Origin of the sequence: Thermobifida fusca NBRC 14071 = JCM 3263 (assembly GCF_001592045.1) — a bacterium.
In the GTDB taxonomy this organism is placed as follows: Bacteria; Actinomycetota; Actinomycetes; order Streptosporangiales; family Streptosporangiaceae; genus Thermobifida; species Thermobifida fusca.
In genome coordinates this window covers 1-20,650 of the sequence record NZ_BCWB01000060.1, presented here as the reverse complement: position 1 = coordinate 20,650, position 20,650 = coordinate 1, and the positions used below count along the sequence as shown (strand labels likewise).

Sequence of the window (20,650 nt, the reverse complement as noted above, 5' to 3'; positions counted from 1 at the left end):
CCGAATTTTTACGGCGATCACCGTATTTACACTGGGAGCGTGGGAAGTGAGGACGGGACCGTGCGAACTCCAGGCATCGACCCCGGCGAACACCGGGTCTTCGCGGACCCGAGCCGGGTGGCTGTCTGGGAAGCCCTCCGCCGTGCCCCAGGTCCGCTCACCGTTCAGGACCTCGCCCAGCGTGTAGGGCTCCACGCCAACACTGTCCGCGGCCATCTAGCGATCCTCGCGGAACGCGGATACGTGACCAGCGCCCCTGAGGAACGCGACCAGCCCGGCCGCCCCCGCCTGCTCTATTCCGCGGTCACAGACGAGACCGCTGCCCTGCGCAACTACCGGCTGCTCGCGGAAATGCTCGTCGACTACCTCGCGGAAACAGCGGCCGACCACGCCGCCGCCGCGATCGACGCCGGCCGCAGCTACGGCCGCCGCATGGTGCATGCACCGCAGGCGGGCGAGCGGGTCGATGCCGACACCGCGATCCGCGCCGTGGCCACGCTGCTGGACCAGGCCGGTTTCCGTCCCCGCCGCAGCGCAGCCGGCATCGACCTGCACCGCTGCCCGTTCCGGGAACTCGCCGAATCCGCCCCCGACATCGTCTGCGGCATCCACCTGGGCATGATGCGCGGCGTGCTCGCCGAACTGGGCGCCCCCGTGGAGGCGGTGCGGCTGCGGCCCTTCGCGGAACCCGACCGCTGTGTCGCAGAACTCCGGCCCCGTAAGGAGACAGAGTGAACGCCGACACCCTCCTGTGGTCCCTGCTGCTCGGCGTCATCGTCGTCGCTGCCGCGGCGGCGATCATCATCCCCACCGTGCGGAACAGCAGCACGGCTCCCCCGCCCGGGGCGGTAGGGACCGCGCTGGGTGCGGCGCTCACCGCCGCTGCCCTCGGCATAGCGGGCAGCGGAACCGCTCCCGCCTCCGAAGTGCCCGCGGGCTCCGGCCAGGTCCGTACCGTCGACGTGGTGCTGGGCGACATGACCGTCTCCCCGTCCCACGTCACCGTCGCGCCCGGCGACTCCCTCGTCCTCCGCGTGCGCAACGAGGACACTCAAGTCCACGACTTGGTGGTGGAGACCGGGGCCCGCACGCCCCGGCTTGCGCCAGGTGACAGCGCCACCCTGCAGGTAGGCACGGTGACCGAGCCCATCGACGCCTGGTGCACTGTGCTCGGGCACAGCGCCGCGGGCATGCGGATGCGGATCGACACCACTGACACTGCGGACAGCGCTGACAGCCCCGACACGCCCGCTGGTGCGGACAGCGGTCCGCCCGCACCGCTCCCCCTGTCCGCGGAGATGAGCGACGACTGGCAGCCCCGCGACGCTGTCCTGCCGCCCGCGCCGGACCGCACCGAACACGAAGTGGAGATCCGGGTCACCGAAACCGAGCTGGAGGTCGCCCCCGGGGTGCGGCAGAGCGTGTGGACGTTCGGCGGCGACGTCCCCGGCCCTGTGCTGCGCGGCAAGGTCGGCGACGTGTTCACCGTGACCTTCGTCAACGACGGCACGATGGGCCACGGCATCGACTTCCACGCCAGCAGTCTCGCCCCGGACGAGCCGATGCGCACGATCAATCCGGGCGAGCGCCTCACCTACCGGTTCCGCGCGGAGAAAGCCGGTGCCTGGGTGTACCACTGTTCGACCTCGCCCATGCTGCAGCACATCGGCAACGGCATGTACGGCGCGGTCATCATCGACCCGCCCGACCTTGAGCCGGTCGACCGTGAATACCTGCTGGTCCAAGGAGAGCTGTACCTGGGCGAGCCGGGCAGCGCCGACCAGGTCGCCCGGATGCGGGCGGGTGAGCCGGACGCGTGGGTGTTCAACGGGGTCGCCGCCGGCTACGCCCACGCGCCGTTGACCGCCGAGGTCGGGGAGCGCGTCCGGATCTGGGTGGTGGCGGCCGGTCCCACCAGCGGAACGTCTTTCCACATCGTCGGCGCCCAGTTCGACACCGTCTACAAGGAGGGTGCCTACCTGGTGCGCCGTGGCGACGCCGGGGGCGCGCAAGCGCTCGACCTGGCGGTCGCCCAAGGCGGTTTTGTCGAAACAGTGTTCCCCGAAGCGGGCTCCTATCCCTTTGTCGACCATGACATGCGGCATGCCGAGAACGGGGCCCGCGGCTTCTTCACGATCACGGAGTGAAACGGTGCTGACGATCTGGACAGTGGTGCGGTTTCTCCACGTACTCGGCGCTGCACTGTGGGTGGGCGGGCAGCTCACCGTGTCCCTGGTGGTGTTGCCGCTGGCCCGGCGCAGCCTGGACGACGAACGGCGCGCCACCCTGTTGACCGCGGTCGGCCGACGGTTCGGCATTCTTACCGCGGCGTTCTTCCTGCCGTTGCAGATCGGCACCGGTGTCGCCTTGGCGTGGCGGAAGGGCGTGACATGGGAGTCGCTGCTCCTGCCCGGCTACGGGCAGATCCTGACCGCCAAACTCGTGCTGTTTGCTCTGGTGATGGTGGCGGCGGCACTGCACGGCGAAGCGAGTTCGCGGGGATACCCAGTCTTCGCCCGGGTGATGGCGATCACCAGCGTGGTGGCCTCGGTGGGGGTGATCGCGCTGGCCGCTGCCCTGCCCGCCACCTGACCGGCGGCCGGGGTTGACAGGTCAGCGGGCGGCCTGCCGGGGCGGCTCTGCCACGGGGGCGGCGCTCCGCTCCCGGTACAGGGTCAGCACGGTCATATCGTCGCGGTAGTCCTCCTCGGTGAACTCGCCCAGGTCCGCGGCGATCCGTTCGATGAGCTGTTCCGCGGGCACGTTCCGCCACCCGCGGAGGCGTTCTTTCAAGGGGTAGAACTTCCCGTCGCGGTTGCGTGCCTCGGTGACCCCGTCCGTGCACAGCAGGAGGGTCGCCTCCGGGGGTAGGGAGAACTCTTGGATGACCCGGGCCTGGGGGACGAGGCTGCCCAAGCCCAGCGGGGCGCTGGGGTCGTGCGGGACTGCTGGACCGGCGTACTGGGGGCACACCACGTAGGGCGGGAGGTGGCCGCAGTTGATGACCCGCACCCGGCCCTGGTCGTCGATGTCGAGGAGGAGCGCGGTGACGAACCGTTCCGGCTCTTGGACCTGTTTGGCGTAGATGTTGTACCGCACCACTGAGGTGTCCAGTACATCCGCTAGTTGGATGAGGTCTTTGATGTGGTAGGCGGCGCTGCGGAAAGCGCCGAGGACGGAGAACGCGGTGCCGACCGCGGGCAGGCCTTTGCCTTGGACGTCGGCGATCATCACCCTTACCCCGAAAGGGGTACGGACCACTTCGTAGATGTCGCCGCCCACCATCTGGTTCTCTTCGACGGGCCGGTAGTGGCCGTCGACGATGAGCCCGGACACCCGTGCGGGCAGCGGGCGGAGGATCCGCCGTTGGAGCTCGGCGACGGTCGACCGCAGCTGGCGGACTTCTTCTTCGTGGGAGCGCCGCCGGTACTCTTCTTCGGCGCTGCGGATGCGGTACCAGCTCGCTGCGATGCTCAGCACCGCCAGGACTGCGGCGAGCACGAGCCCGTACAGTTCTTGGCCGGAGATCCCGTCCCGCGAGGCGTACACCATGAAAGCGACAAGGTAGGTCCACCCGGCGATGATGGCGGTCTGCTGCAGTGTGCCGACCGTGGCGACGATCGCGGGAAGAAAAACGAGAAACGGAACGAGCGGCGCAAGCGCTCCCACCACGAAGCTGAGGGTGAGGACAAGCGAAATCCCCAGCGAGGCCCAGAACACGACCGTGCCCAGGGTGGACGACCGTCGTGGCCCCGCACTGAGGGGGCGTCCCTGTTCCACGGCTCCGCCAGCACCGGCAGTCCGCATCACGATCTCCTCTTCCCGGTGTGCTGTCCGTGTGTGATCCGGTAACCGGTACCCACCAGGAAAAACAGCACACCGGTGACGTTCTTGTCCCGAGGCCGGTGGATCATAACGCTGACTACGGGGAATGCGGGCCGTGGCACCTGCCGGGCACGCGAGTAAAAAAGGGGCCCGCCTCGGGTTCCGCGGTGCCGGAACCGGGGCGGGCCCCTCCTCCCTCCCCACCAGGGAGTGGTCGCTGCTGCGCCCGGGTTAGCGCAGCGGGTCGAATGCGGCCAGTGCTTCCGGCCGCTTTCCGGTGGTGATCTGTTCGGCGAGGAGACGGCCGGTGATCGGGCCGAGGGTCAGCCCCCACATACCGTGGCCTCCCGCAACGTAGACGCCTGGTGCTTTCGTCGCTCCGATCAACGGCAGCCCGTCCGGGGTGACCGGGCGCGGGCCGACCCATTCGTCGGTGCGGTCCTCCCAGGAGATCCCTTCCATGAGCGGGCGTGCCGAGGCGATGATCGCGCGGATCCGCCCCGGGTCCAGAGGGTCGTCAGGCCCGCGGAACTCCATCGTGCCCGCGACCCGCAGTTTGCCCTGGTAGGGGGTGCAGGCTACGCGCACGGCGGGCAGGTACAGGGGGCCGGGCACGGGTTGCTCGGTGGGCACGGTGAACGAGTATCCGCGTCCCGCCTGCACGCGGGTGCGGACCCCCAGTTTGCGGGCGAGCCCGGTGATCCACGATCCGGCGGCCAGCACCACCACGTCGCCGCGCACGCTCTCCCCTGTCGTCGAGCGGACCGCGATCGCCCCGGAGTCCGGCCGGATGTCGGTAACGGTGAACCCTTCGCGGAGGGTGCCGCCGCGTTTCACCACGGCTTCGCCGAGCGCCTTCGTGTACGCTCCCGGGTCCACGTAGCGCTGCCCGTCCAACCGGATCGCGAGTTCCACCCGCTGCGACACTTGCGGCATCCGCTCCCGCAGCTCGTCCCCGGTCATCTCGGCGAAACCGATCTCCTGGCCGGAGTCGCGGATCAGCCGCAGCTCCCGCAGCAGGTCCGCGGCTTGGGCGCGTTTTTCGAAGGCCGCGGTGATCGGCGCGTCCACTGTCGGCACGGTGATGCCGTTCTCCGCCAACTGGTCGTAGGCGTCCAAACACTGCGAGTTGATGGGGATGAACCCTTGCATGGACCGGCGCCACGCCCGCATGGTGCAGTGGGCGGCGAACCGCAGCAGGAATCCCCACAAGCCCACGTCGACACGGATCGGAACGTAGAGGGGGGCATTGCGGTCCAGCAGCGACCGCAGTCCGTAGCGCAGGACGGACGGTTCAGGCAGCGGGATCGACAGTCCCGGGGAGATCCATCCCGCGTTGCCCCATGACGCGCCTGCCGCCACGCTGTCCCGGTCGACCACGGTCACGTCCACGCCCCGCTCCTGCAGGAACCAGGCGGTCGACAGGCCGACCATTCCGGCCCCAATGACCACCGCGGTGCGCGGTGCGCCTCCGTCTCGTGTCTGGTTCATCGCCGCTCCCCACAAAGCTCCACAGACCTTCCCTCTGCTCTGAGCATGGCGGACAATCTCGCGGAGCGGTCTATTCGGTGTGAACAAATCCACAAGTCAGGACTGTTCGCGGAGAACAAAAGGACCGTCGGCCTCTACTGCGAGAGCGATCGCGAGCGCGAGGTTGGTGCGGGGGCAGTCCAGGTCGACACGGGCGATCTCGGCCATGCGGCGCATCCGGTAGCGGACCGTGTTGGGGTGGACGCCCAGCAGGTCGGCGGCGGCCCGGTGGTCGCCTTGGGCGTCGAACCAGGCGCGGAGTGTCTCCACGTGGCGGGTGCCGTGCTCGTGGTCGTGGCGGGCGAGGCGCGCCACGGGGTGGCCCGCAGGAATCCGTCCGGTGGCGGCGACCCGGCGGAGCCGGCCCAGCAGGATCTCGTCCCAGTCGTCGTCGTAGCTGACTGCGATCCGCCCCCGCGGGTGGGCGGCGTGCAAGGTCAGGCTTTCGTCGGCTTCCTGGCGGCTTTCGGTGAGCTGGTCGATGTCGGCGGGTCCGCCGATCCCCGCGTGCACTTCCACGTCGGACGGCAGGGCGGCGACCACTCCGGCGATCCAGTCGCGGGCCCGGGCCACGCCGGTATCGGGGAGCACCGTGTAGACGGTGGTGCCGAACAGGGCGCTGCGTCCCGGACGTGCCCACCCGAATCCGGTGGTGACGTGTTCGAACACCAGCAGGGCTGCGGCGTGCTGGTCGTCGCCGACGTGTGCTTGCAGGGCCACGACCCGGAACGGGCCGACGGGCAGGCCGAGCTGGGCGGTCACCAGCGCATCGCCGCGGCCTTCGAGGAGTTGGATCACCCCGTCGGATTCGACTTGGCGTTCCAGGTCGGCGCTGGCGCGGGCGCGCAGCAAGTGCAGGGCCACGGTGCGGGCCCCGCTTTCCAAAGCGGCGGCGCGCGCCGGGGGGAGGGGTGCTTCGGCGTCCACCCAGATGGAGCCGAGGAGTTCCCGTCCGGCGCGGACGGCGACCACGACACGCCCGTTGAGCCCGTGTTCGGGCATGGGTGGCACGAACAGCGGCTGGTCGGATTCGGCGAGGTGCGCGAAGACGCCGCGTTCCGCGAGGGCGAGCCGGACGGGTTCGGGGACGCGCCGGCCCAGGATGGTGCGGGCCCGGGCACGGTCGGTGTGTTCTTGGAGGCTGGAGTAGGCGAGGACGCGGGACAGGACGTCTTCGACCGTGACCGGCCCGCCGACGGCGCCGGCGATCGTGTCTGCGAGCGCGAACAGGTCGGTGGGGCCGCGGCCCGCCTCGGTTTCTTGGCCTTCCAGGACGAGCCCGTAGGCGACCGCGGCGAGCTGGCTCCACGACACGGCCGGGTCGAGGACGGCGATCGCGATCTCCTCGTGGCGGGCCCGGGACAGCACGTCGCTGTCCGGGGGTGTTTCGGCGCGGACCAGCACGACGACGGCGTTGGCTGCGGCCGCGAGGTCGACGGCGTGGGCGACGCTGGCCACTCCCACGGCGAGGAAGACGTCACCGCCGACCGGCCGAGGGTCGGTGGGATCGTAGGTGACGACGCTGCGCAGTTCTGCCTGGCGCATCCGCGGGTCGCAGTAGAGCCGGACTCCGAAGCGTCCCAGGACGTTGACTAACCGGTCGAGCCTGATCATCCGCTTTCCCCACTCCCGTGTGTGGAACGCCCTCATCTTCCCTGTGTCGGGATGGGCGCGGATTCGGTGCGGACTGTGCTGGTGGTTGTTCTGGAAGGGGCGGCCGGGTGGCGGGCCTGCTGCGGCCAGCCGTGCGGGGGAGGCAGCCCGTTCCGTGGTGGTCCGGGCCCCGGTGGTGCAGCGCCGCTGGGCGCGGGCCGGCACCGGGTCCGGATGTGCGTCCTTCCCGCAGCCCACCTCTCCCCTACCACGGGGATGGGGTCAGTATCCTCGGGTTTTCTTCCGGGGCGGGGAGGTTTCCCGGTTCCGGTTCTGGATCGGCAATGCCGGGCCGCTCAGGCGGGGCGGCGGTAGCCGTTGAGGAGCAGCCGCGTGATCTGTTCGACGACTTCGTCGGCGGAGAGTCGGCCTTCGGGGTCGTACCAGCGGTATGTCCAGATCGCGGCGCCGAGCAGGGTCGCCGTGGCGACGGTTGGGTCGACGTCGAGCAGTTCCCCGGTGGCCACGCCTTCGGCGTAGAGGCGCTGCATGATCTCGGTGTATTCGCGTTCCCGTTTGCGCATCTCCCGTTCCCGTTCGGGGGAGAGGAGACCGCGCTCGTTGTAGAAGACCGTGTTGGCGTCGAGGTTCCGCAGGATGGTGCGGGTGTGCTCAACGAGGAGGGCGTGGATGCGTTCCCCAGGGCTGCCGGGACCGGCCGCAATGGCGTGGAATCGTTCCAGGGCCTCGTCCACGATGCTGTTCACGATCGCGAACAGCACGTCTTCTTTGCTTTTGAAGTAGTAGTAGATGGCCGGTTTGGTGAATCCGATGCGGTCCGCAATGTCGTCCAGGGACGTGGCGTAGTAGCCCTTTTCGCGGAAGAGTTCGGTGGCGACCTTGATGATCTGGGTACGCCGATCGTTGCCGGTCCGTCCCCGGGTGTGGCCCTGCCGTTTGTCTGTTGTTGCCTCAGCCATCACATGGTCCGAATCGGATCGTTGTCCCACGCGGGTCCCGGTGCCGTGGGGGCGGCCGGGTCGGCGCGGGCGGCACCGGTTGGTCGGAAACGCTTCTGCTCCCTCCCGCTGGCCGGGCGTGCGGCGCGGCAGGGCAGTGTCTTGACCGAGCCATCGTATCCTTCCCGATCCTTCCGGGACAGGAGTCGGCTGGCCCACGTTGCAGCGTGCTCGACTGCCCGCTGCGGTGAGGGGCCGGTTTTCTCCCCGATCCGCCAAACAGTGTCCTCTCTGGCGTCTTTCGTGAGATTTCTCCCTCGAACTCCGGAAGTCCGTCATTTTTTGGCGCGGCTCAGGATAGAGTTTGGGTAGGCCCGGTAAGCGCCGATTCTCTTTCCTTCTCCCGGTACCCCGGAATGACGTGCCGCTTCCGTGTGCCTTCTTGTCGCCTGAGCACTCCGGACCTGTCAGGGACACCATCCTCGACGGGGATCGGGCACGTTGCACCGATCAATCCGGACCGCGGGCTGCTCTCCCCCGCAGGTGCTCTGGTGATCGCAGACGACCTTCTACTGCTGAAAACGCGGGCCACCTTTCCCGTTTCCAGCAGTGGCTGGTCTGTCTCCTGTCCTCCGCGAACCGCGCACCGGTGCTGGGGGACACTCGCCTCCGCACCGTCGCGGAAGGCATCCCAGCCATCATCGCCAGCACGCCCTTCCTACGGCGTCCCTCGTCGAAGGTTAGTGACCGTGTACCAGCTCATCCCCTCCGAAGAGCTGCGCCGCGCCCGGGCGGAGTTCCCTCACTACGAGATCTGTGTACTCCACGACGATGCCGGCATCCCGGAGGTAACAGCCGTCCTCAAACCTCCCTATCAAGGCATCGGCCTGGCTGTCCTGGTGTGTGCTGCTTCAGTGTCTGAACTGGTCCACACGCTGCGCACTGCGCCTAAGGCGAAACTGCCGCGACGCGACCCGAACCGTCGCTACTGGCCTCGGCCGTGGGAGCTGCGCCCCCGTCCGCAGTGAGCTGTGCGCGGGCCGTCCCAGGCGACAGCAAAACTCGCTGCTGCTGGAGAAGCGCGACCGCGAATGTGGGTAGAGCGGTTTCCCACACCGTCAGAGACGAACGAGGGGAACCATGGCGAAGACAACCACGATGCCGACGACGCGGTCGCTGCTCGCCCCGGGGCGGTATGTGCAGGGGCGGGGGGTTCTCGCGGATCTCGGCACCTATGTCGCAGCGATCGGGTCCGTGCCGCTGATCCTGGCTGATCCCGTGGTCCGGCAGTTGACGGAGGCCACGGTGACCGAGTCGTTCCGGCAGGCGGGGCTCGCGGTGCGGTTCGAAGAGTTCGGCGGGATCCCCACCGCCGCTGAGGCGCGGCGGGTCGCCGACGTGCTCTCTGACCGCGGCTGCGACGTGATCATCGGTCTCGGCGGCGGTTCGACGATCGACACTGCCAAGGCTGCCGGGGACAACGCGGGGATCCGGTGGGTGAGCGTGCCGACGGTGGCGTCCACGGACGCCCCCACTTCGGCGCTGTCGGTCGTCTACAGCGAGGAAGGCGTCTTCGAAACCTACCGGTTCTACTCGCGCAACCCCGACCTTGTCCTCGTGGATACGCAGCTCGTCGCCAACGCTCCGGCACGGTTCCTGGTCTCGGGTATCGGGGATGCGCTCGCCACGTGGATCGAAGCGCGCGCCGTGCAGCGGGCGAACGGCCCCACGCTCGCCGGGGGAATGGCGACGCACACCGGGATCGCGTTGGCCAAACTGTCGTGGGACCTGTTGTGGGAGAACGCGCTGCCAGCGGTCGAGGCGGTGCGGAGCAACCTGGTCACCCCCGCCGTGGAGGCGGTGGTGGAGGCGAACACGCTGCTGTCCGGTCTCGGGTTCGAGTCGGGAGGCTTGGCGGCGGCGCACTCGGTCCACGACGGGTTGACGGTCGTGCCCCACACCCACCACCTCATGCACGGCGAGAAGGTGAACATCGGGTCGATCACCCAGCTCATCTTGGAGGCGGCGGCAGCCGAGGAGATCCGCGAGTTCATCGAGTTCACCGCGCGGCTCGGACTGCCGACCACGTTGACGGAGGCAGGCCTGGGCCACGTGGACGACGAAGTGCTCCGCATGGTGGTGGAGGCGGCGCTCGCCCCGGAGGAGACGATCCACAACCTGCCGTTCTCGGTTTCGGAGAACGACCTGTTGGACGCGTTGAAGATGGTGGAAGAGCTGGGGCGGTCGGTCCGTGCCGAGGCTGGACTGCCCGAGCCTCGCGCCCCGCAGGAGGAGCGTCCGCCGGTGCCGGCCGCCCGCATGGCGTAGGTGGGAAAGGGTCGGGGCAGGAGGGCCGTGCCGCAGGGACGGCTGCCCTCCCGCCCCGGTTTTGCGGGGGAACTACGGGCGCAGGATGACCGGGAATTCTTTAAGGCTGTTGACGATCACCGACGGGTTGGGGACGAGCTCCGAGTCGTCCACGGCGAGCTTCATGTCGGGGTAGCGTTCGAACAGCATGGGCAGGGCGACCTGCGCTTCGAGGCGGGCCAGGGGGGCGCCGGGGCACACGTGAGGGCCGTAGCCGAAGGAGATGTGGCGGCTGCTGGTCTTCCGGGTGACGTCGAAGACTTCAGGGTTGTCGCCGTGCTGGCCGCGGTCGCGGCCGATCGCGCCGTAGGAGATCATCACCGAGTCGCCCTTGGCGATGGTCACCCCGCCGTATTCGATGTCTTCGGTGGCGAAGCGGAAGATGAAGTTGGTGGTGGGCGGGTCCCAGCGCAGCGATTCTTCGATCGCCGCCTCCCAGGTGGCCTTGCCGGTGCGCAGGAGTTCAAGCTGGTCGGGGAAGCGCAGCAGGGCGCGCACCGTGTTTGTGAGCAGGTTGACTGTGGTCTCGTGCCCGGCGGCCACGACGATCTGGAGCGTGCCGAGGACTTCCTCGTCCGTCATCCGGTCGCCGTTCTCGTTGGCTTGCAGGAGAGCGGTGGTGAGGTCGTCGCCGGGGTTGGCTTTCTTCCGCTCCATCAGTTCGGTGTAGAACTGGACGAGGGCTTCCCGGGTGGCGAGGAACTCTTCGGGCGGGGTCACGGAGCTGAAGAACTTGTCGTAGAGGCTGCGCAGCTGCCCGTGGGCTGCTTCTTCCACCCCGTACAGCTCGCCGATGACCCGCATCGGCAGTTTGAAGGAGAACTCGCTCTTCAGGTCCTGGGGTTCGTTGGCGCGTTCTTCGAGGGCGTCGAGGAGTTCTTCGGTGATCTCGCGGATGCGGGGCCGGAGTTTCTCTACGCGGCGGGGGGTGAACGCCTGGGCGGTCAGGGTGCGCAGGCGTTTGTGTTCAGCGCCGTCCGTGCCCAGCAGGTTGGTGGGGGTGGGCGGGATGACGCTCAGCAGCGGCCAGGTCGGGGAGATCTCGCCGCGGTTGTAGGCGCCCCAGTGCGCCATGTTTTTCGACAGGCGGGAGTCGGTGAGGAGTTCGCGGGCAGCCTGGTGGTGGGTGACGGACCAGGTCCGCACCCCACCGGGCAGTTCAACCCAGGCGATCGGTCCGGCCTCGTAGAGGCGTTCCCGTTCACCTTCCAGATCGGAGACGTAGGGATCGAGGACAATCGGATTGTCGGCAGGCGAAGCCATCACTGACCTCCAATGGGGGGAACGGGGGTAAAGACCACTGGAAGCGCGACGAGGCCGCGCATCCAGGGGGAGGGACGCCAGCGCAGTTCGTCAACCGGGACAGCGAGTTCCACGTCGGGCAACCGGTCGAGGAGGACTTCGATGCCCGCGGTGACGATGATTTCGGCAAGTTCTGGGGCGGGATAGGGGCAGCGGTGTTCTCCGTGGGAGAACGACAGGTAGGCCTGGTTTCCCTGGCTCATCCGGCATTCCGGCCCAGGGTTGATCTGCGGGTCGCTGTTGGCTCCCGCGAGCCCGAGGAGGACCAGGTCGCCGCGGCGGATCAGCTGGCCGCCCAGTTCGACGTCGTGGGCGGCGTAGCGGCCCAGGTAGATCTGCGTCGGGGTGTCTTCCCACAGCACCTCGTTGAGGGCTTCGCGCACACTGCTGCGGGCCCCGGTGAGGGAAGCGGCGAACCGGTCGTCGGTGAGCATCAAGCGCAGGGTGTTGCCGAGCCATTCGGTGGTCGGCTGGTGGCCGCCGCCCAGGATCACTACGAGGTCAGGGATGAGTTCTTCGTCGCGGAGCTTGGCGGGGTGGTGGACGAGTCGGCTGACTACGTCGGGGCCGGGCTGTTTCCGCCGCTCCGCGACGAGCGTGCCCATGGTCTGCAGGAGGAACTGCTGGGCTTTCACCGCGTCAGGGCCGCTGTCGATCATGGTGGTCATGGCCTCGGCGAGCACTTCGGCGTGCTTCTGGTCGAGGCCGTACAGCCGGCCCAGCACGATGGCGGGCAGCCGGGAAGCGTAGTCGGCGCGCAGGTCGGCTCGTGAGGCAGCGCAGAACCCGTCGATCAGCCGGTCGGCAGCCTGGACCGCGTACTGGCGGACTTCGTGCTGGTCTGCCCCGGATAGCGCGTCGCTGATGGCCGTAGCCCTGCGACGGTGTTCTTCTCCTTCGGAGTAGAGGATGTTGGGGGTGCGCGTGACCATCGGGTAGAGCGGCCAGTTCTCCGGCACCAGGTCCCACGCATTCCACCGCCGGGAGCTGCGGGCGAACGTTTCAGGGTGGTTGAGGACGTGGGTGACTTCCCGGTAGCCGATGACGAGCCAGGCGGGGATGTCCCCGTCGAGGAGGACGGGGGCCACCGGCCCGTAGTCGGTGCGCATCTGCCGGTACAGTTCGGCGGGCTTGTTCTGGAACTGGGGACCGTACAGGCGGAAAGCGTTCTGGTGGCTGCTCGGTATGCCGCGTTGGGCGTTCATCGGACGGCCTCCCCCGCGATGGTCGTCATCACATGTCGGACCAGGGTGACCAGCACCTGTTTGGCGGACTCTCGTTCCCGGGCGTCGCATTCCAGGAGGGGGACTGAGGGGTCCAGGTCGAGTGCCCCGCGGATCTGGTCCAGGGTGTAGGAGGACCCGAAGTTGTTGTGGGCGACGACGAAGGGAGTGCCTTGCGCCTCCAGCCGGTCGATGGAGTACCAGGAGTCTTCGAGTCGGCGGGCGTCGACGAGGACGACTGCGCCGAGCGCCCCGGTGAACAGCCGGTCCCACAGGAACCAGAAGCGCTCTTGGCCGGGGGCGCCGAACAGGTAGAGCACGAACGTGTCGTCGACGGTGATGCGGCCGAAGTCGAAGGCCACGGTTGTCGTGGACTTGTTGGGGATTCCGTGGAGACTGTCCACCCCGGCTCCTGCCTGGGTCATCGTCTCCTCGGTGTTGAGCGGACGGATTTCGCTGACCGCGCGCACCAGGGTGGTCTTGCCGACGCCGAATCCGCCGACGACGACGATTTTCAACCCGTGTGCGGCTGTGGCGGGCAGCACTGTGGATTCAGAGGTTGTGGAGTGCAACGAGAACCTTCTCCAGCACGGCCGGGGAAACGGGGACTGTCGCGGAACCCGTAGTAACGGGGTGGCGGGCTGTGACGTACCCTGCGTCGAGCAAGTCGGTCAGCAGGATGCGCACCACGGTGACAGGCAGTTCGAGCCGGGCGGCGATCTCCACAACCGCCATAGGACGTCGGCACATCTGCAGGATGCGAGCGTGTTCCGACTGCATTCCGGGCGTCGGGTCGGACTCGGTGACGATGAGCGTCACCGAGTCGAGTGCCTCGTCCCCACCGCGGCTGCGTCCGGAGGTGATGACGTAGAAGCGATCGGGTCCCTCCCGGTCGATGGATCTGCTCATGCTCTACCAGACAGGGGTTCAGCGGTACGGACTCCGACGCTGAGGTGTTCGCCGATCTGTTCGACGAGCTCGTTCATGTTGTGCCCGGTCAACCCGGGATCGGCGTCCTCGGCGGCGATGACGGCGAGGTGGGCTCCAGCGCCTGCTTCGATGATGAACAGCAGTCCGCCGTAGAACTCGGCCATGGCTTGGCGGACTCCACCGGCCCCGTCACCGAACTCCATAGACGCACCGTGCGCGAGGCTCTGCATTCCGGCGGCGATGGCCGCGAGGTGGTCTGCCTGGTCGGTGCTGAGCCCGGAGGTGTGGCACAGCTTGAGGCCGTCCCGGGAGAGCACGAGAGCGTGGCGGGCTCCGGGGGTGCGTTCCAGGAGATTTTCCAAGAGCCAACTAAGCTTGGCGAGATCCATCAGGATTCGTCCTCCTGAGTCCGGTTAGGGGTCGTCTTGCGTACCGCGGCACGGAACGCCCCGAAGCCCTCTGCCGACGTGGTCGGCGTGCGGCGGGCGGGCGGCTTCGGGGCCTGCTGTCGCCGCTGGGCTGCGGCGAGGGTTTGACCGCGGCGGCGTACCGGGAGGCCGCTGGCGTTGCGGATGGCGGCCTGCGCAACGGGTTCGGTGGTTGCGGTCCGGCCGGAGGGGGCGGTCTGCGGGGCTGGGGTGCGCGGCTGCCGTTGGGGCGCGGCTGGCGGTGCACTGGCCGCGGAGGGCTGCGGCGCGGTTTTGAGGATGCGCTGCGGGACGAGCATGACTGCCGCGGTGCCGCCTCGGGAGGAGGGCCGGTAGGAGACGGACAGGCCGTAGCGGCGGGCGAGGGCGCCGACGACGGCGAGGCCGAGCCGGCTGCCGGAGAGGTTGGTGAGGTCTCCCCCGTTGCTGACGGCTTCGCGGGCGCGGCGCAGCGCTTCTTCGCTCATGACCAGGCCGCTGTCTTCGACGGTGATCGTGACTCCTGCCTGCACCTCTTCCACGTAGACGTGGACCGTGGAGGAGGGCGGGGAGAATTTCGCGGCGTTGTCGAGGAGTTCCGCGAGGGCGTGGATGACTCCTTCGGCCGCGTATCCGATCACGGCGAGGGTGGAGGTCGAGTGGCAGCGCACGCGCTTGTAGTCGCCGATACGGGCCATGGCGCCGCGGAGGATGCTCTCCATGGGAATGGGGCGGGTCCAGCGTCGTCCGCTGCGGGCCCCGGTGAGCACCGCGATGCTGTCGGCGACCCGTCCAGCCTGGGCAGTGCTGTGGTCCAGGTGCATGAGGTCGCCAAGGATGTCTCCCGCGGGGGTGTCGTTGCCGTAGCGTTGCTGCATTTCCCGCAGGTCGGCGGCCATCGCGGTGGTGATGGCTTGGACTCGTCCGGCCGCGGTGGCGCAGGCCGCCATGGCGGCAGCGCGCTGGCGTTCGCTGCGCGCGATTTCGGTGGCCACGGTTTCCAGCACGGTGCGGTGGACGGAGTCGACGGTCTCGTTGACGCCGTCGAGCGCGGTGGCTGCGGACGCTCCTGAGCGCACCCGCTGCACCACGGTGGGAAGGGCTTCGCCGACGAGCCGCTGGGCGTCGGCGGTGATCCGGTCGGCACGGTCGGTCGCCCGCGCGGCCCGTGCGGATTGGTAGTACATGACCACCCCGAAGGCGACCAGCAGGATGATGGAAGCCCCGCCCGTGAGCAAGACGGGCAGCAGGATGGTTGAGGGGGCGCTCCACGCTGTCCAGGTCCATCCCGCGGCCACGATGAGGACGGCGGCCAGCAGGAGAAGAACGCCCAGCGGCGTTGCGCCCGTGTGAGTGCGAGCAGTTTTCTGATCAGTCATTATGGTTCGCGTTCAGGCACGTCACTGAAATGTGGGGATAGGGGGGATCAGCAACGGTTGACGCCACCATCCTCCAGAGATCAAAGATGTGTATTGATTGTCATGAAATCGCGTCTGGGGATCTGAACCCGATCCCGTGGCGTTTCACCTTTGGGACGCCTCACCGCCACTGCGGCAGCATAGCCGAGCGATGGACGTCCCTAAAGCTCCTAAACGAGAATTCTCTATTGTTTACGGTTAAATCAGTCTCGATAACTCCAAATCATAGAACTGATCAGCAGCAATGACATATGGCGCCGTTATGCGTAATACGAATTTTTTCGTCTCAGTCAGGTCATCACATCATCCCATCAATTGGAACATTACAACCTAAGCAATCATTCTCATATTTGTCGTGACATCTGTTCTGACGAGGAGAAACAACGGGATCGCCGGATCACGGCCCCACGCAGGTGACCTTTTTCTTTCTTGTCCACTTTCTTGCCAGGAAGGCACATCTGGGGCCTTCGCCACCGCAAATCCCGCACTGCGATCCGTGAACTAGACCACTTTTGCCGTCGCGGACGCACTGCCCCGAACCGACCGACCGGCGCGGCACCCGTCCCGCTGCACCGGGAGAACACCCACAGGAACCGCAAAAAGGCCGGAGCCTGCGGCCCCGGCCTCACCTCGGACTATTACGAACGGCGCAGTTCCGGAAACTCGTCGTCGCGCCACTCCTGACTCGCCTGTCCCGTGCCCTCAGCACGTTCCTGCTCCTGCTGCCGCAATTCCACTCGGCGGATCTTGCCCGAGATCGTTTTCGGCAACTCGGCAAACTCCAGCCGCCGCACCCGCTGAAAAGGTGCGAGATTCTCCCGGGCATACCGCAGGATCGACAGCGCTGTCTCCCGTGTCGGCTCGTATCCGGGGGCCAGCGCCACGTACGCTTTGGGCACTGCCAGCCGCACCGGGTCAGGGGCGGGCACCACCGCGGCCTCCGCCACCGCTGGATGCTCGATGAGCACGCTCTCCAGCTCGAACGGGCTGATCTTGTAGTCGGAGGCTTTGAACACGTCGTCGGTGCGCCCAATGTAGGTGATGTACCCGTCAGCGTCCCTCCGGGCGATGTCGCCCGTGTGGTACCAGCCGCCTTCCATCGCCTCCGCGTTGCGCTCCGGGTCGTCCTGGTAGCCGCGCATGAGCATCACCGGCCGGGCCGACAGGTCGAGGCAGATCTCGCCTTCCTCGGCGGGCTGTCCGCTGCGGGGATCGATCAGCACGACCGGGCAGCCGGGGAGCGGGCGGCCCATCGACCCGGGTTTGACCGGGGAGCCCGGGGTGTTCCCCACGACAGCGGTCATCTCGGTCTGCCCGAATCCGTCGCGCAAGGTCAGGCCCCAGGCTCGGCGCACTTGGTCGATCACCTCGGGGTTGAGGGGCTCACCTGCGGCGACGATCTCCCGCAGCGCGCCGGGGCCGCCGGAGAGGTCCGCGTTGATGAGCATCCGCCACACGGTCGGCGGTGCGCAGAACGTGGTGACCCCGGCGCGGCGGATGTGCGCGAGCAGCGCCGCAGCGTCGAACCGGGAGTAGTTGTAGACGAACACGGTGGCTTCGGCGATCCAGGGAGTGAAGAAGCAGCTCCACGCGTGTTTCGCCCAGCCCGGCGAGCTGATGTTGAGGTGGATGTCGCCGGGGCGCACCCCGATCCAGTACATGGTCGTCAAGTGGCCGAGGGGATACGAGGCTTGGGTGTGCTGGACGAGTTTGGGGCGGCTCGTAGTACCGGAAGTGAAGTACAGCAGCAGCGGGTCGTCCGGGGCGGTCTCCGGGTGTGCGATCTTCGGTTCAGCGATCGTGGCGGCAGCGCGGTAGTCGGCCCAGCCCGGGACGTCGCCGTCCACGACGATCCTGCCGTAGTCGCCGGGCACTTCGGCAAACTTCGCGGTGTTCGCGGCAGAGGTCACCACATGTTTGGCGCCGCCGCGCTCGATCCGGTCAGCCAGGTCGGCCGGGCCCAGGGCGGTGGTGGCCGGGAGGATCACCGCGCCGAGCTTCATCACGGCGAGCATCGTCTCCCACAGTTCCACCTGGTTGCCGAGCATGACCATCACCCGGTCGCCGCGCCGCACCCCCTGCTCTGCCAGCCAAGCGGCTACCTGGTCGGAGCGGTGGACCATCTCAGCGAAGCTGTACTTCGCTTCGCTGCCGTCCTCTTCGACGATCCACAGCGCCGTGGTGTCGTTGTCCCGCGCGTAGACGTCGAACCAGTCGATCGCCCAGTTGAACCGGGGCCCAGGTCAGGCCAGCGGAACGTCTCCACCGCGGTGCGGTGGTCTCCGGACAGTCCCAGCAGGGTGTCGCGGGCGCGACGATAGTTCTCGGTTGCGGAACCGTCGGTCACGTCTCCCCCTCGAGGTCGGTTCATGGTGCTGTCCACGGCAGTAGCGGCCTCCCAGCCCTGTGGGCGCCGGTACGGCCTCTTGCGGGGGACATCCTGACCTCGAAGTGAACTGGGTCACTACCCCCGAAATGGGGTAACGTGGTCTGCGTCACTCATATGTCGACCCCGGGGGTGCGGCCTATGACGATCCCTCCCGGCCCGTATTCCCCGAACCCCGCTCCCCTGCTGGCCCGCGCACTGCGTGCGCTGCGCCGTGACACTGGTCTTCCCGTCGCTTTCGGCGGCCCGGTCTCCCGGGACGGCCGGGGGTTCGTGATCGAGCAGCTCGACAGAGCCCGGACGACGTCGCTCCTTCGCCTTCGGGTCCAGGCCGGTGCCGGGCTCGGCGGTCGGGCGCTCGCACTCGCCCGCCCGTGGGTCGTGGACGACTACTTTGCAGCTGAGGAGATCACGCACGTCTACGACCACGCTGTTGCTCCAGAACACTTGCGGTCGATCGCCGCAGCACCCGTGGTCGTCGACGGGGCGCCCCGCGCTGTGCTGTACGTGGCGAGCCGCAGCTCGGTGGACTTCGGAGACCGGCTCTTGGAATCGGTGGCCCGTGTCGTGCAGCTCGTGGAGCGGGACCTCGCCGTTGAGGAAGAAGTGCGGCGCAGACTGGCTGCCGCCCCGCCAGCCCTCCACTCCGCGGAAGTGCACGAACTGGTGGCTGAGCTGTCGCAGATCGCCGCCACCGTCCAAGACGAAGGGATCCGGCGCCGTCTCGTCGACGTGTGCCGCCGCACCCGGCTGCTGGCGGGCCGTGTCCCGTCAGCGGACCGGTCCCCTGCCCCAGCCGTGGCAGCGGTCCGGTTGTCTCCGCGGGAACGGGAGGTGCTGGCAGAGGTCGCCAGGGGGTGCACGAACGACGAGGTCGCCGAGGCGCTGGGGCTGCTGCCGAACACGGTGAAGTCGTATCTGAAGAGCGCGATGCGCAAGCTTGGCGCAACCAACCGGGTGCAGGCGGTCAACCTGGCGCGTGCCGCAGGCGCCCTCGACTGACCCTGACCGGCCGCGGTCGTGCGGCGTGTCCCGGTGGCGCCTAGCGGGCACCGGTTACTGGACGAGCGCAGCCAGCCCTTCTTTGGCGTGCAGCAGTGACGGCCCGTACCAGGTGAGCAGCCGGCCGCTGACCAGCACGGTGGGAGCACAGCGGAACGCTTCCGGCCCGTCCTGCGGGGTGAAGGCGTAGGGTTCGTCGGGGAGGACGACCAGGTCCACATCGTCCCGGTCGATGTCGGCGAGCGCCACTTTCGGATAGCGCTCGGGATGGTCGGCGAACACGTTGGCGAGCCCCAAGCGCCGTGCCAGGTCCCCCGTGAACGTCGCCGACCCCACCACCATCCACGGGTCGCGCCACACGGGGATCGCCACCCGGGCCCGTACCGGGGGAAGCGGGTGCGACCACAGGCGGCGCGCCTCTACCAGCCAGTCGGGCAGCGGCCAGCACAAGGCTTCGGTGAACAGCCGCGTCAGCGAGTCCAGTGCTTGCGGCACGGTCTGGATGACCGTCACCCACACCGGGATGCCTGCGGCGCGCAGCATGCGCACGTCCAGTTCCCGGTTCTCCTCCTTGTTCGCGATGACCAGGTCGGGGCGGAGCGCGGCGATCGCCGCCCGATCCGGGTTCTTCGTGCCGCGGACCCGCGCCACATCGAGACCGGCGGGATGGGTGCACCAGTCTGTCGCGCCGACCAGCGCCTCCCGTCGGGTGTGGGCGATCGCCTCGGTCAAGGAAGGGACCAGCGACACCACGCGCCGTGCCGGACCCGACACTGAGACCGGAAACCCCATGTCGTCGTAGGCCACCGCACTACCACCCTCTCCGTGCCGCGGTCGTCGTGCGCCGCCCGTTCTCTCGCCTTGCGGACCGGGAAAGTCCAAGCCCGCACACTGGACGAGCCTGCCAGCCGTGCGGGCTGGCAGGCTCCGAACCCAGCCATTCCAGTCAAGGACTGGCAACCGGTTACACGTTTCTCCGGTATTGGCCTCCCACTTCGAAGAACACGTCGGTGATCTGCTGCAGGGTGCATACCCGTGCCGCGTCCATCAGCACCGCGAACACGTTCTCGTTGTTGATGACCGCCTGCCGAAGGCGTTCGAGTTCCCGCTCAGCCTCCTCCCGGTGCTTTTCCCGGAATTCCCGGACCCGGCGCAGTTGCGACTGCTTCTCCTCCTCGGTGGCACGGGCCAGGGTGATCTCTTGGGCCGCGCCGTCGTCCCCGTTGGGGTTGCGGAAGGTGTTGACGCCGATGATGGGCAGCGATCCGTCGTGTTTGCGCTGCTCGTACAGCATCGACTCGTCTTGGATGCGGCCGCGCTGGTAGCCGGTCTCCATAGCGCCGAGCACCCCGCCGCGTTCGGTGATCCGGTCGAATTCGGCGAGGACCGCCTCCTCCACCAGGTCGGTCAGCTCGTCGATGATGAAGGAGCCTTGGAGCGGGTTCTCGTTCATCGCCAGGCCCCATTCCCGGTTGATGATGAGCTGGATCGCCAGCGCCCGGCGCACCGACTCCTCGGTGGGGGTGGTGATGGCCTCGTCGTAGGCGTTGGTGTGCAGGCTGTTGGCGTTGTCGTAGATCGCGATGAGCGCCTGCAGCGCGGTGCGGATGTCGTTGAACTGCATCTCCTGGGCGTGCAGGGACCGCCCCGACGTCTGCACGTGGTATTTGAGCTTCTGCGAGCGCTCATTGGCGCCGTACTTGTCGCG

18 protein-coding genes and 1 pseudogene are annotated in these 20,650 nt (G+C 68.1%); 6 read left to right on the top strand and 13 right to left on the bottom strand.

Going from position 1 to position 20,650, the window contains the following annotated elements:
- Positions 1–60 precede the first annotated feature (60 nt).
- From TF1_RS14570 to TF1_RS14560, 3 genes are read left to right on the top strand one after another with little or no spacing between them, the layout of a single operon-like run.
- The gene (locus TF1_RS14570; protein WP_011293216.1) at positions 61–735 is read left to right on the top strand and encodes a helix-turn-helix transcriptional regulator; all 675 of its coding nucleotides are present in this window, start codon (positions 61–63) and stop codon (positions 733–735) included.
- A complete protein-coding gene (locus tag TF1_RS14565) occupies positions 732–2,147 on the top strand; it encodes a multicopper oxidase domain-containing protein (RefSeq protein ID WP_011293217.1) in 1,416 nt (471 codons plus the stop codon). The genes TF1_RS14570 and TF1_RS14565 overlap by 4 nt, the downstream gene beginning before the upstream one ends.
- Positions 2,148–2,151: 4 nt before the next feature.
- Positions 2,152–2,592 carry a hypothetical protein gene (locus TF1_RS14560; protein WP_011293218.1) on the top strand — a complete coding sequence of 147 codons (441 nt, stop codon included), beginning with the start codon at positions 2,152–2,154 and terminating at the stop codon, positions 2,590–2,592.
- Between the two features lie 21 nt (positions 2,593–2,613).
- On the opposite strand, the gene TF1_RS14555 is transcribed toward TF1_RS14560, so the two are convergent.
- The 4 genes from TF1_RS14555 to TF1_RS16325 all read right to left on the bottom strand — a co-directional run bounded on the left by TF1_RS14555 (position 2,614) and on the right by TF1_RS16325 (position 7,928).
- Positions 2,614–3,807: a PP2C family protein-serine/threonine phosphatase gene (locus TF1_RS14555; protein WP_011293219.1), complete on the bottom strand. Its 1,194-nt coding sequence runs from the start codon at positions 3,805–3,807 to the stop codon at positions 2,614–2,616.
- A gap of 249 nt (positions 3,808–4,056) precedes the next feature.
- Entirely contained in the window at positions 4,057–5,316 is a 1,260-nt protein-coding gene (locus TF1_RS14550) for an NAD(P)/FAD-dependent oxidoreductase (protein ID WP_016189307.1), read from the bottom strand.
- A gap of 96 nt (positions 5,317–5,412) precedes the next feature.
- Positions 5,413–6,969 carry a PucR family transcriptional regulator gene (locus TF1_RS14545; protein ID WP_041428153.1) on the bottom strand — a complete coding sequence of 519 codons (1,557 nt, stop codon included), beginning with the start codon at positions 6,967–6,969 and terminating at the stop codon, positions 5,413–5,415.
- 335 nt (positions 6,970–7,304) lie between these two features.
- Positions 7,305–7,928 carry a TetR/AcrR family transcriptional regulator gene (locus TF1_RS16325; protein ID WP_016189310.1) on the bottom strand — a complete coding sequence of 208 codons (624 nt, stop codon included), beginning with the start codon at positions 7,926–7,928 and terminating at the stop codon, positions 7,305–7,307.
- Between the two features lie 728 nt (positions 7,929–8,656).
- Here TF1_RS16325 and TF1_RS14535 point away from each other — a divergent pair.
- Both TF1_RS14535 and TF1_RS14530 read left to right on the top strand, forming a co-directional pair.
- The gene (locus TF1_RS14535; RefSeq protein WP_016189311.1) at positions 8,657–8,935 is read left to right on the top strand and encodes a hypothetical protein; all 279 of its coding nucleotides are present in this window, start codon (positions 8,657–8,659) and stop codon (positions 8,933–8,935) included.
- A 112-nt stretch (positions 8,936–9,047) separates the two neighbouring features.
- Positions 9,048–10,235 carry a glycerol dehydrogenase gene (locus TF1_RS14530; RefSeq protein WP_011293224.1) on the top strand — a complete coding sequence of 396 codons (1,188 nt, stop codon included), beginning with the start codon at positions 9,048–9,050 and terminating at the stop codon, positions 10,233–10,235.
- Positions 10,236–10,307: 72 nt separating this feature from the next.
- Here the strand turns inward: TF1_RS14530 and TF1_RS14525 are convergent, their stop codons facing one another.
- From TF1_RS14525 to TF1_RS14495, 7 genes and pseudogenes are all read right to left on the bottom strand, one after another.
- Entirely contained in the window at positions 10,308–11,537 is a 1,230-nt protein-coding gene (locus TF1_RS14525; protein WP_061783985.1) for a cytochrome P450 family protein, read from the bottom strand.
- Complete coding sequence (locus tag TF1_RS14520; protein ID WP_011293226.1) at positions 11,537–12,781, bottom strand: cytochrome P450; 1,245 nt, start codon at positions 12,779–12,781, stop codon at positions 11,537–11,539. The genes TF1_RS14525 and TF1_RS14520 overlap by 1 nt, the downstream gene beginning before the upstream one ends.
- Complete coding sequence (locus TF1_RS14515) at positions 12,778–13,371, bottom strand: GTP-binding protein (protein WP_038044178.1); 594 nt, start codon at positions 13,369–13,371, stop codon at positions 12,778–12,780. Before TF1_RS14515 ends, TF1_RS14520 begins: the two co-directional genes overlap by 4 nt.
- The gene (locus TF1_RS14510; protein WP_016189314.1) at positions 13,352–13,708 is read right to left on the bottom strand and encodes a DUF742 domain-containing protein; all 357 of its coding nucleotides are present in this window, start codon (positions 13,706–13,708) and stop codon (positions 13,352–13,354) included. The genes TF1_RS14515 and TF1_RS14510 overlap by 20 nt, the downstream gene beginning before the upstream one ends.
- A complete protein-coding gene (locus tag TF1_RS14505) occupies positions 13,705–14,118 on the bottom strand; it encodes a roadblock/LC7 domain-containing protein (RefSeq protein ID WP_011293229.1) in 414 nt (137 codons plus the stop codon). The genes TF1_RS14510 and TF1_RS14505 overlap by 4 nt, the downstream gene beginning before the upstream one ends.
- Positions 14,118–15,515, bottom strand: coding sequence for a sensor histidine kinase (locus TF1_RS14500; protein ID WP_016189315.1), 1,398 nt, complete (start codon positions 15,513–15,515; stop codon positions 14,118–14,120). Before TF1_RS14500 ends, TF1_RS14505 begins: the two co-directional genes overlap by 1 nt.
- 677 nt (positions 15,516–16,192) lie before the next feature.
- Positions 16,193–17,925: pseudogene (locus tag TF1_RS14495) on the bottom strand (AMP-binding protein).
- 156 nt (positions 17,926–18,081) lie between these two features.
- On the opposite strand from TF1_RS14495, the gene TF1_RS14490 reads away from it, so the two are divergent.
- Positions 18,082–18,942: a LuxR C-terminal-related transcriptional regulator gene (locus TF1_RS14490; RefSeq protein WP_061783984.1), complete on the top strand. Its 861-nt coding sequence runs from the start codon at positions 18,082–18,084 to the stop codon at positions 18,940–18,942.
- A 54-nt stretch (positions 18,943–18,996) separates the two neighbouring features.
- On the opposite strand, the gene TF1_RS14485 is transcribed toward TF1_RS14490, so the two are convergent.
- Together TF1_RS14485 and TF1_RS14480 are read right to left on the bottom strand one after the other, a co-directional pair.
- Entirely contained in the window at positions 18,997–19,749 is a 753-nt protein-coding gene (locus tag TF1_RS14485) for a helical backbone metal receptor (RefSeq protein WP_011293233.1), read from the bottom strand.
- A gap of 157 nt (positions 19,750–19,906) precedes the next feature.
- Positions 19,907–20,650, bottom strand: a 744-nt coding sequence (locus TF1_RS14480) for a methylmalonyl-CoA mutase family protein (RefSeq protein WP_255266191.1), incomplete at its 5' end; no start/stop codon positions are given.

Excerpts from the sequence above, each read along its gene's own strand:
- TF1_RS14555 (WP_011293219.1), bottom strand. The coding sequence starts at position 3,807 with ATGCGGACTGCCGGTGCTGGCGGAGCCGTGGAACAGGGACGCCCCCTC.
- TF1_RS14550 (WP_016189307.1), bottom strand. The coding sequence starts at position 5,316 with ATGAACCAGACACGAGACGGAGGCGCACCGCGCACCGCGGTGGTCATT.
- TF1_RS14545 (WP_041428153.1), bottom strand. The coding sequence starts at position 6,969 with ATGATCAGGCTCGACCGGTTAGTCAACGTCCTGGGACGCTTCGGAGTC.
- TF1_RS16325 (WP_016189310.1), bottom strand. The coding sequence starts at position 7,928 with ATGGCTGAGGCAACAACAGACAAACGGCAGGGCCACACCCGGGGACGG.
- TF1_RS14530 (WP_011293224.1), top strand. The coding sequence starts at position 9,048 with ATGGCGAAGACAACCACGATGCCGACGACGCGGTCGCTGCTCGCCCCG.
- TF1_RS14525 (WP_061783985.1), bottom strand. The coding sequence starts at position 11,537 with ATGGCTTCGCCTGCCGACAATCCGATTGTCCTCGATCCCTACGTCTCC.
- TF1_RS14520 (WP_011293226.1), bottom strand. The coding sequence starts at position 12,781 with ATGAACGCCCAACGCGGCATACCGAGCAGCCACCAGAACGCTTTCCGC.
- TF1_RS14510 (WP_016189314.1), bottom strand. The coding sequence starts at position 13,708 with ATGAGCAGATCCATCGACCGGGAGGGACCCGATCGCTTCTACGTCATC.
- TF1_RS14505 (WP_011293229.1), bottom strand. The coding sequence starts at position 14,118 with ATGGATCTCGCCAAGCTTAGTTGGCTCTTGGAAAATCTCCTGGAACGC.
- TF1_RS14500 (WP_016189315.1), bottom strand. The coding sequence starts at position 15,515 with ATGACTGATCAGAAAACTGCTCGCACTCACACGGGCGCAACGCCGCTG.
- TF1_RS14490 (WP_061783984.1), top strand. The coding sequence starts at position 18,082 with ATGACGATCCCTCCCGGCCCGTATTCCCCGAACCCCGCTCCCCTGCTG.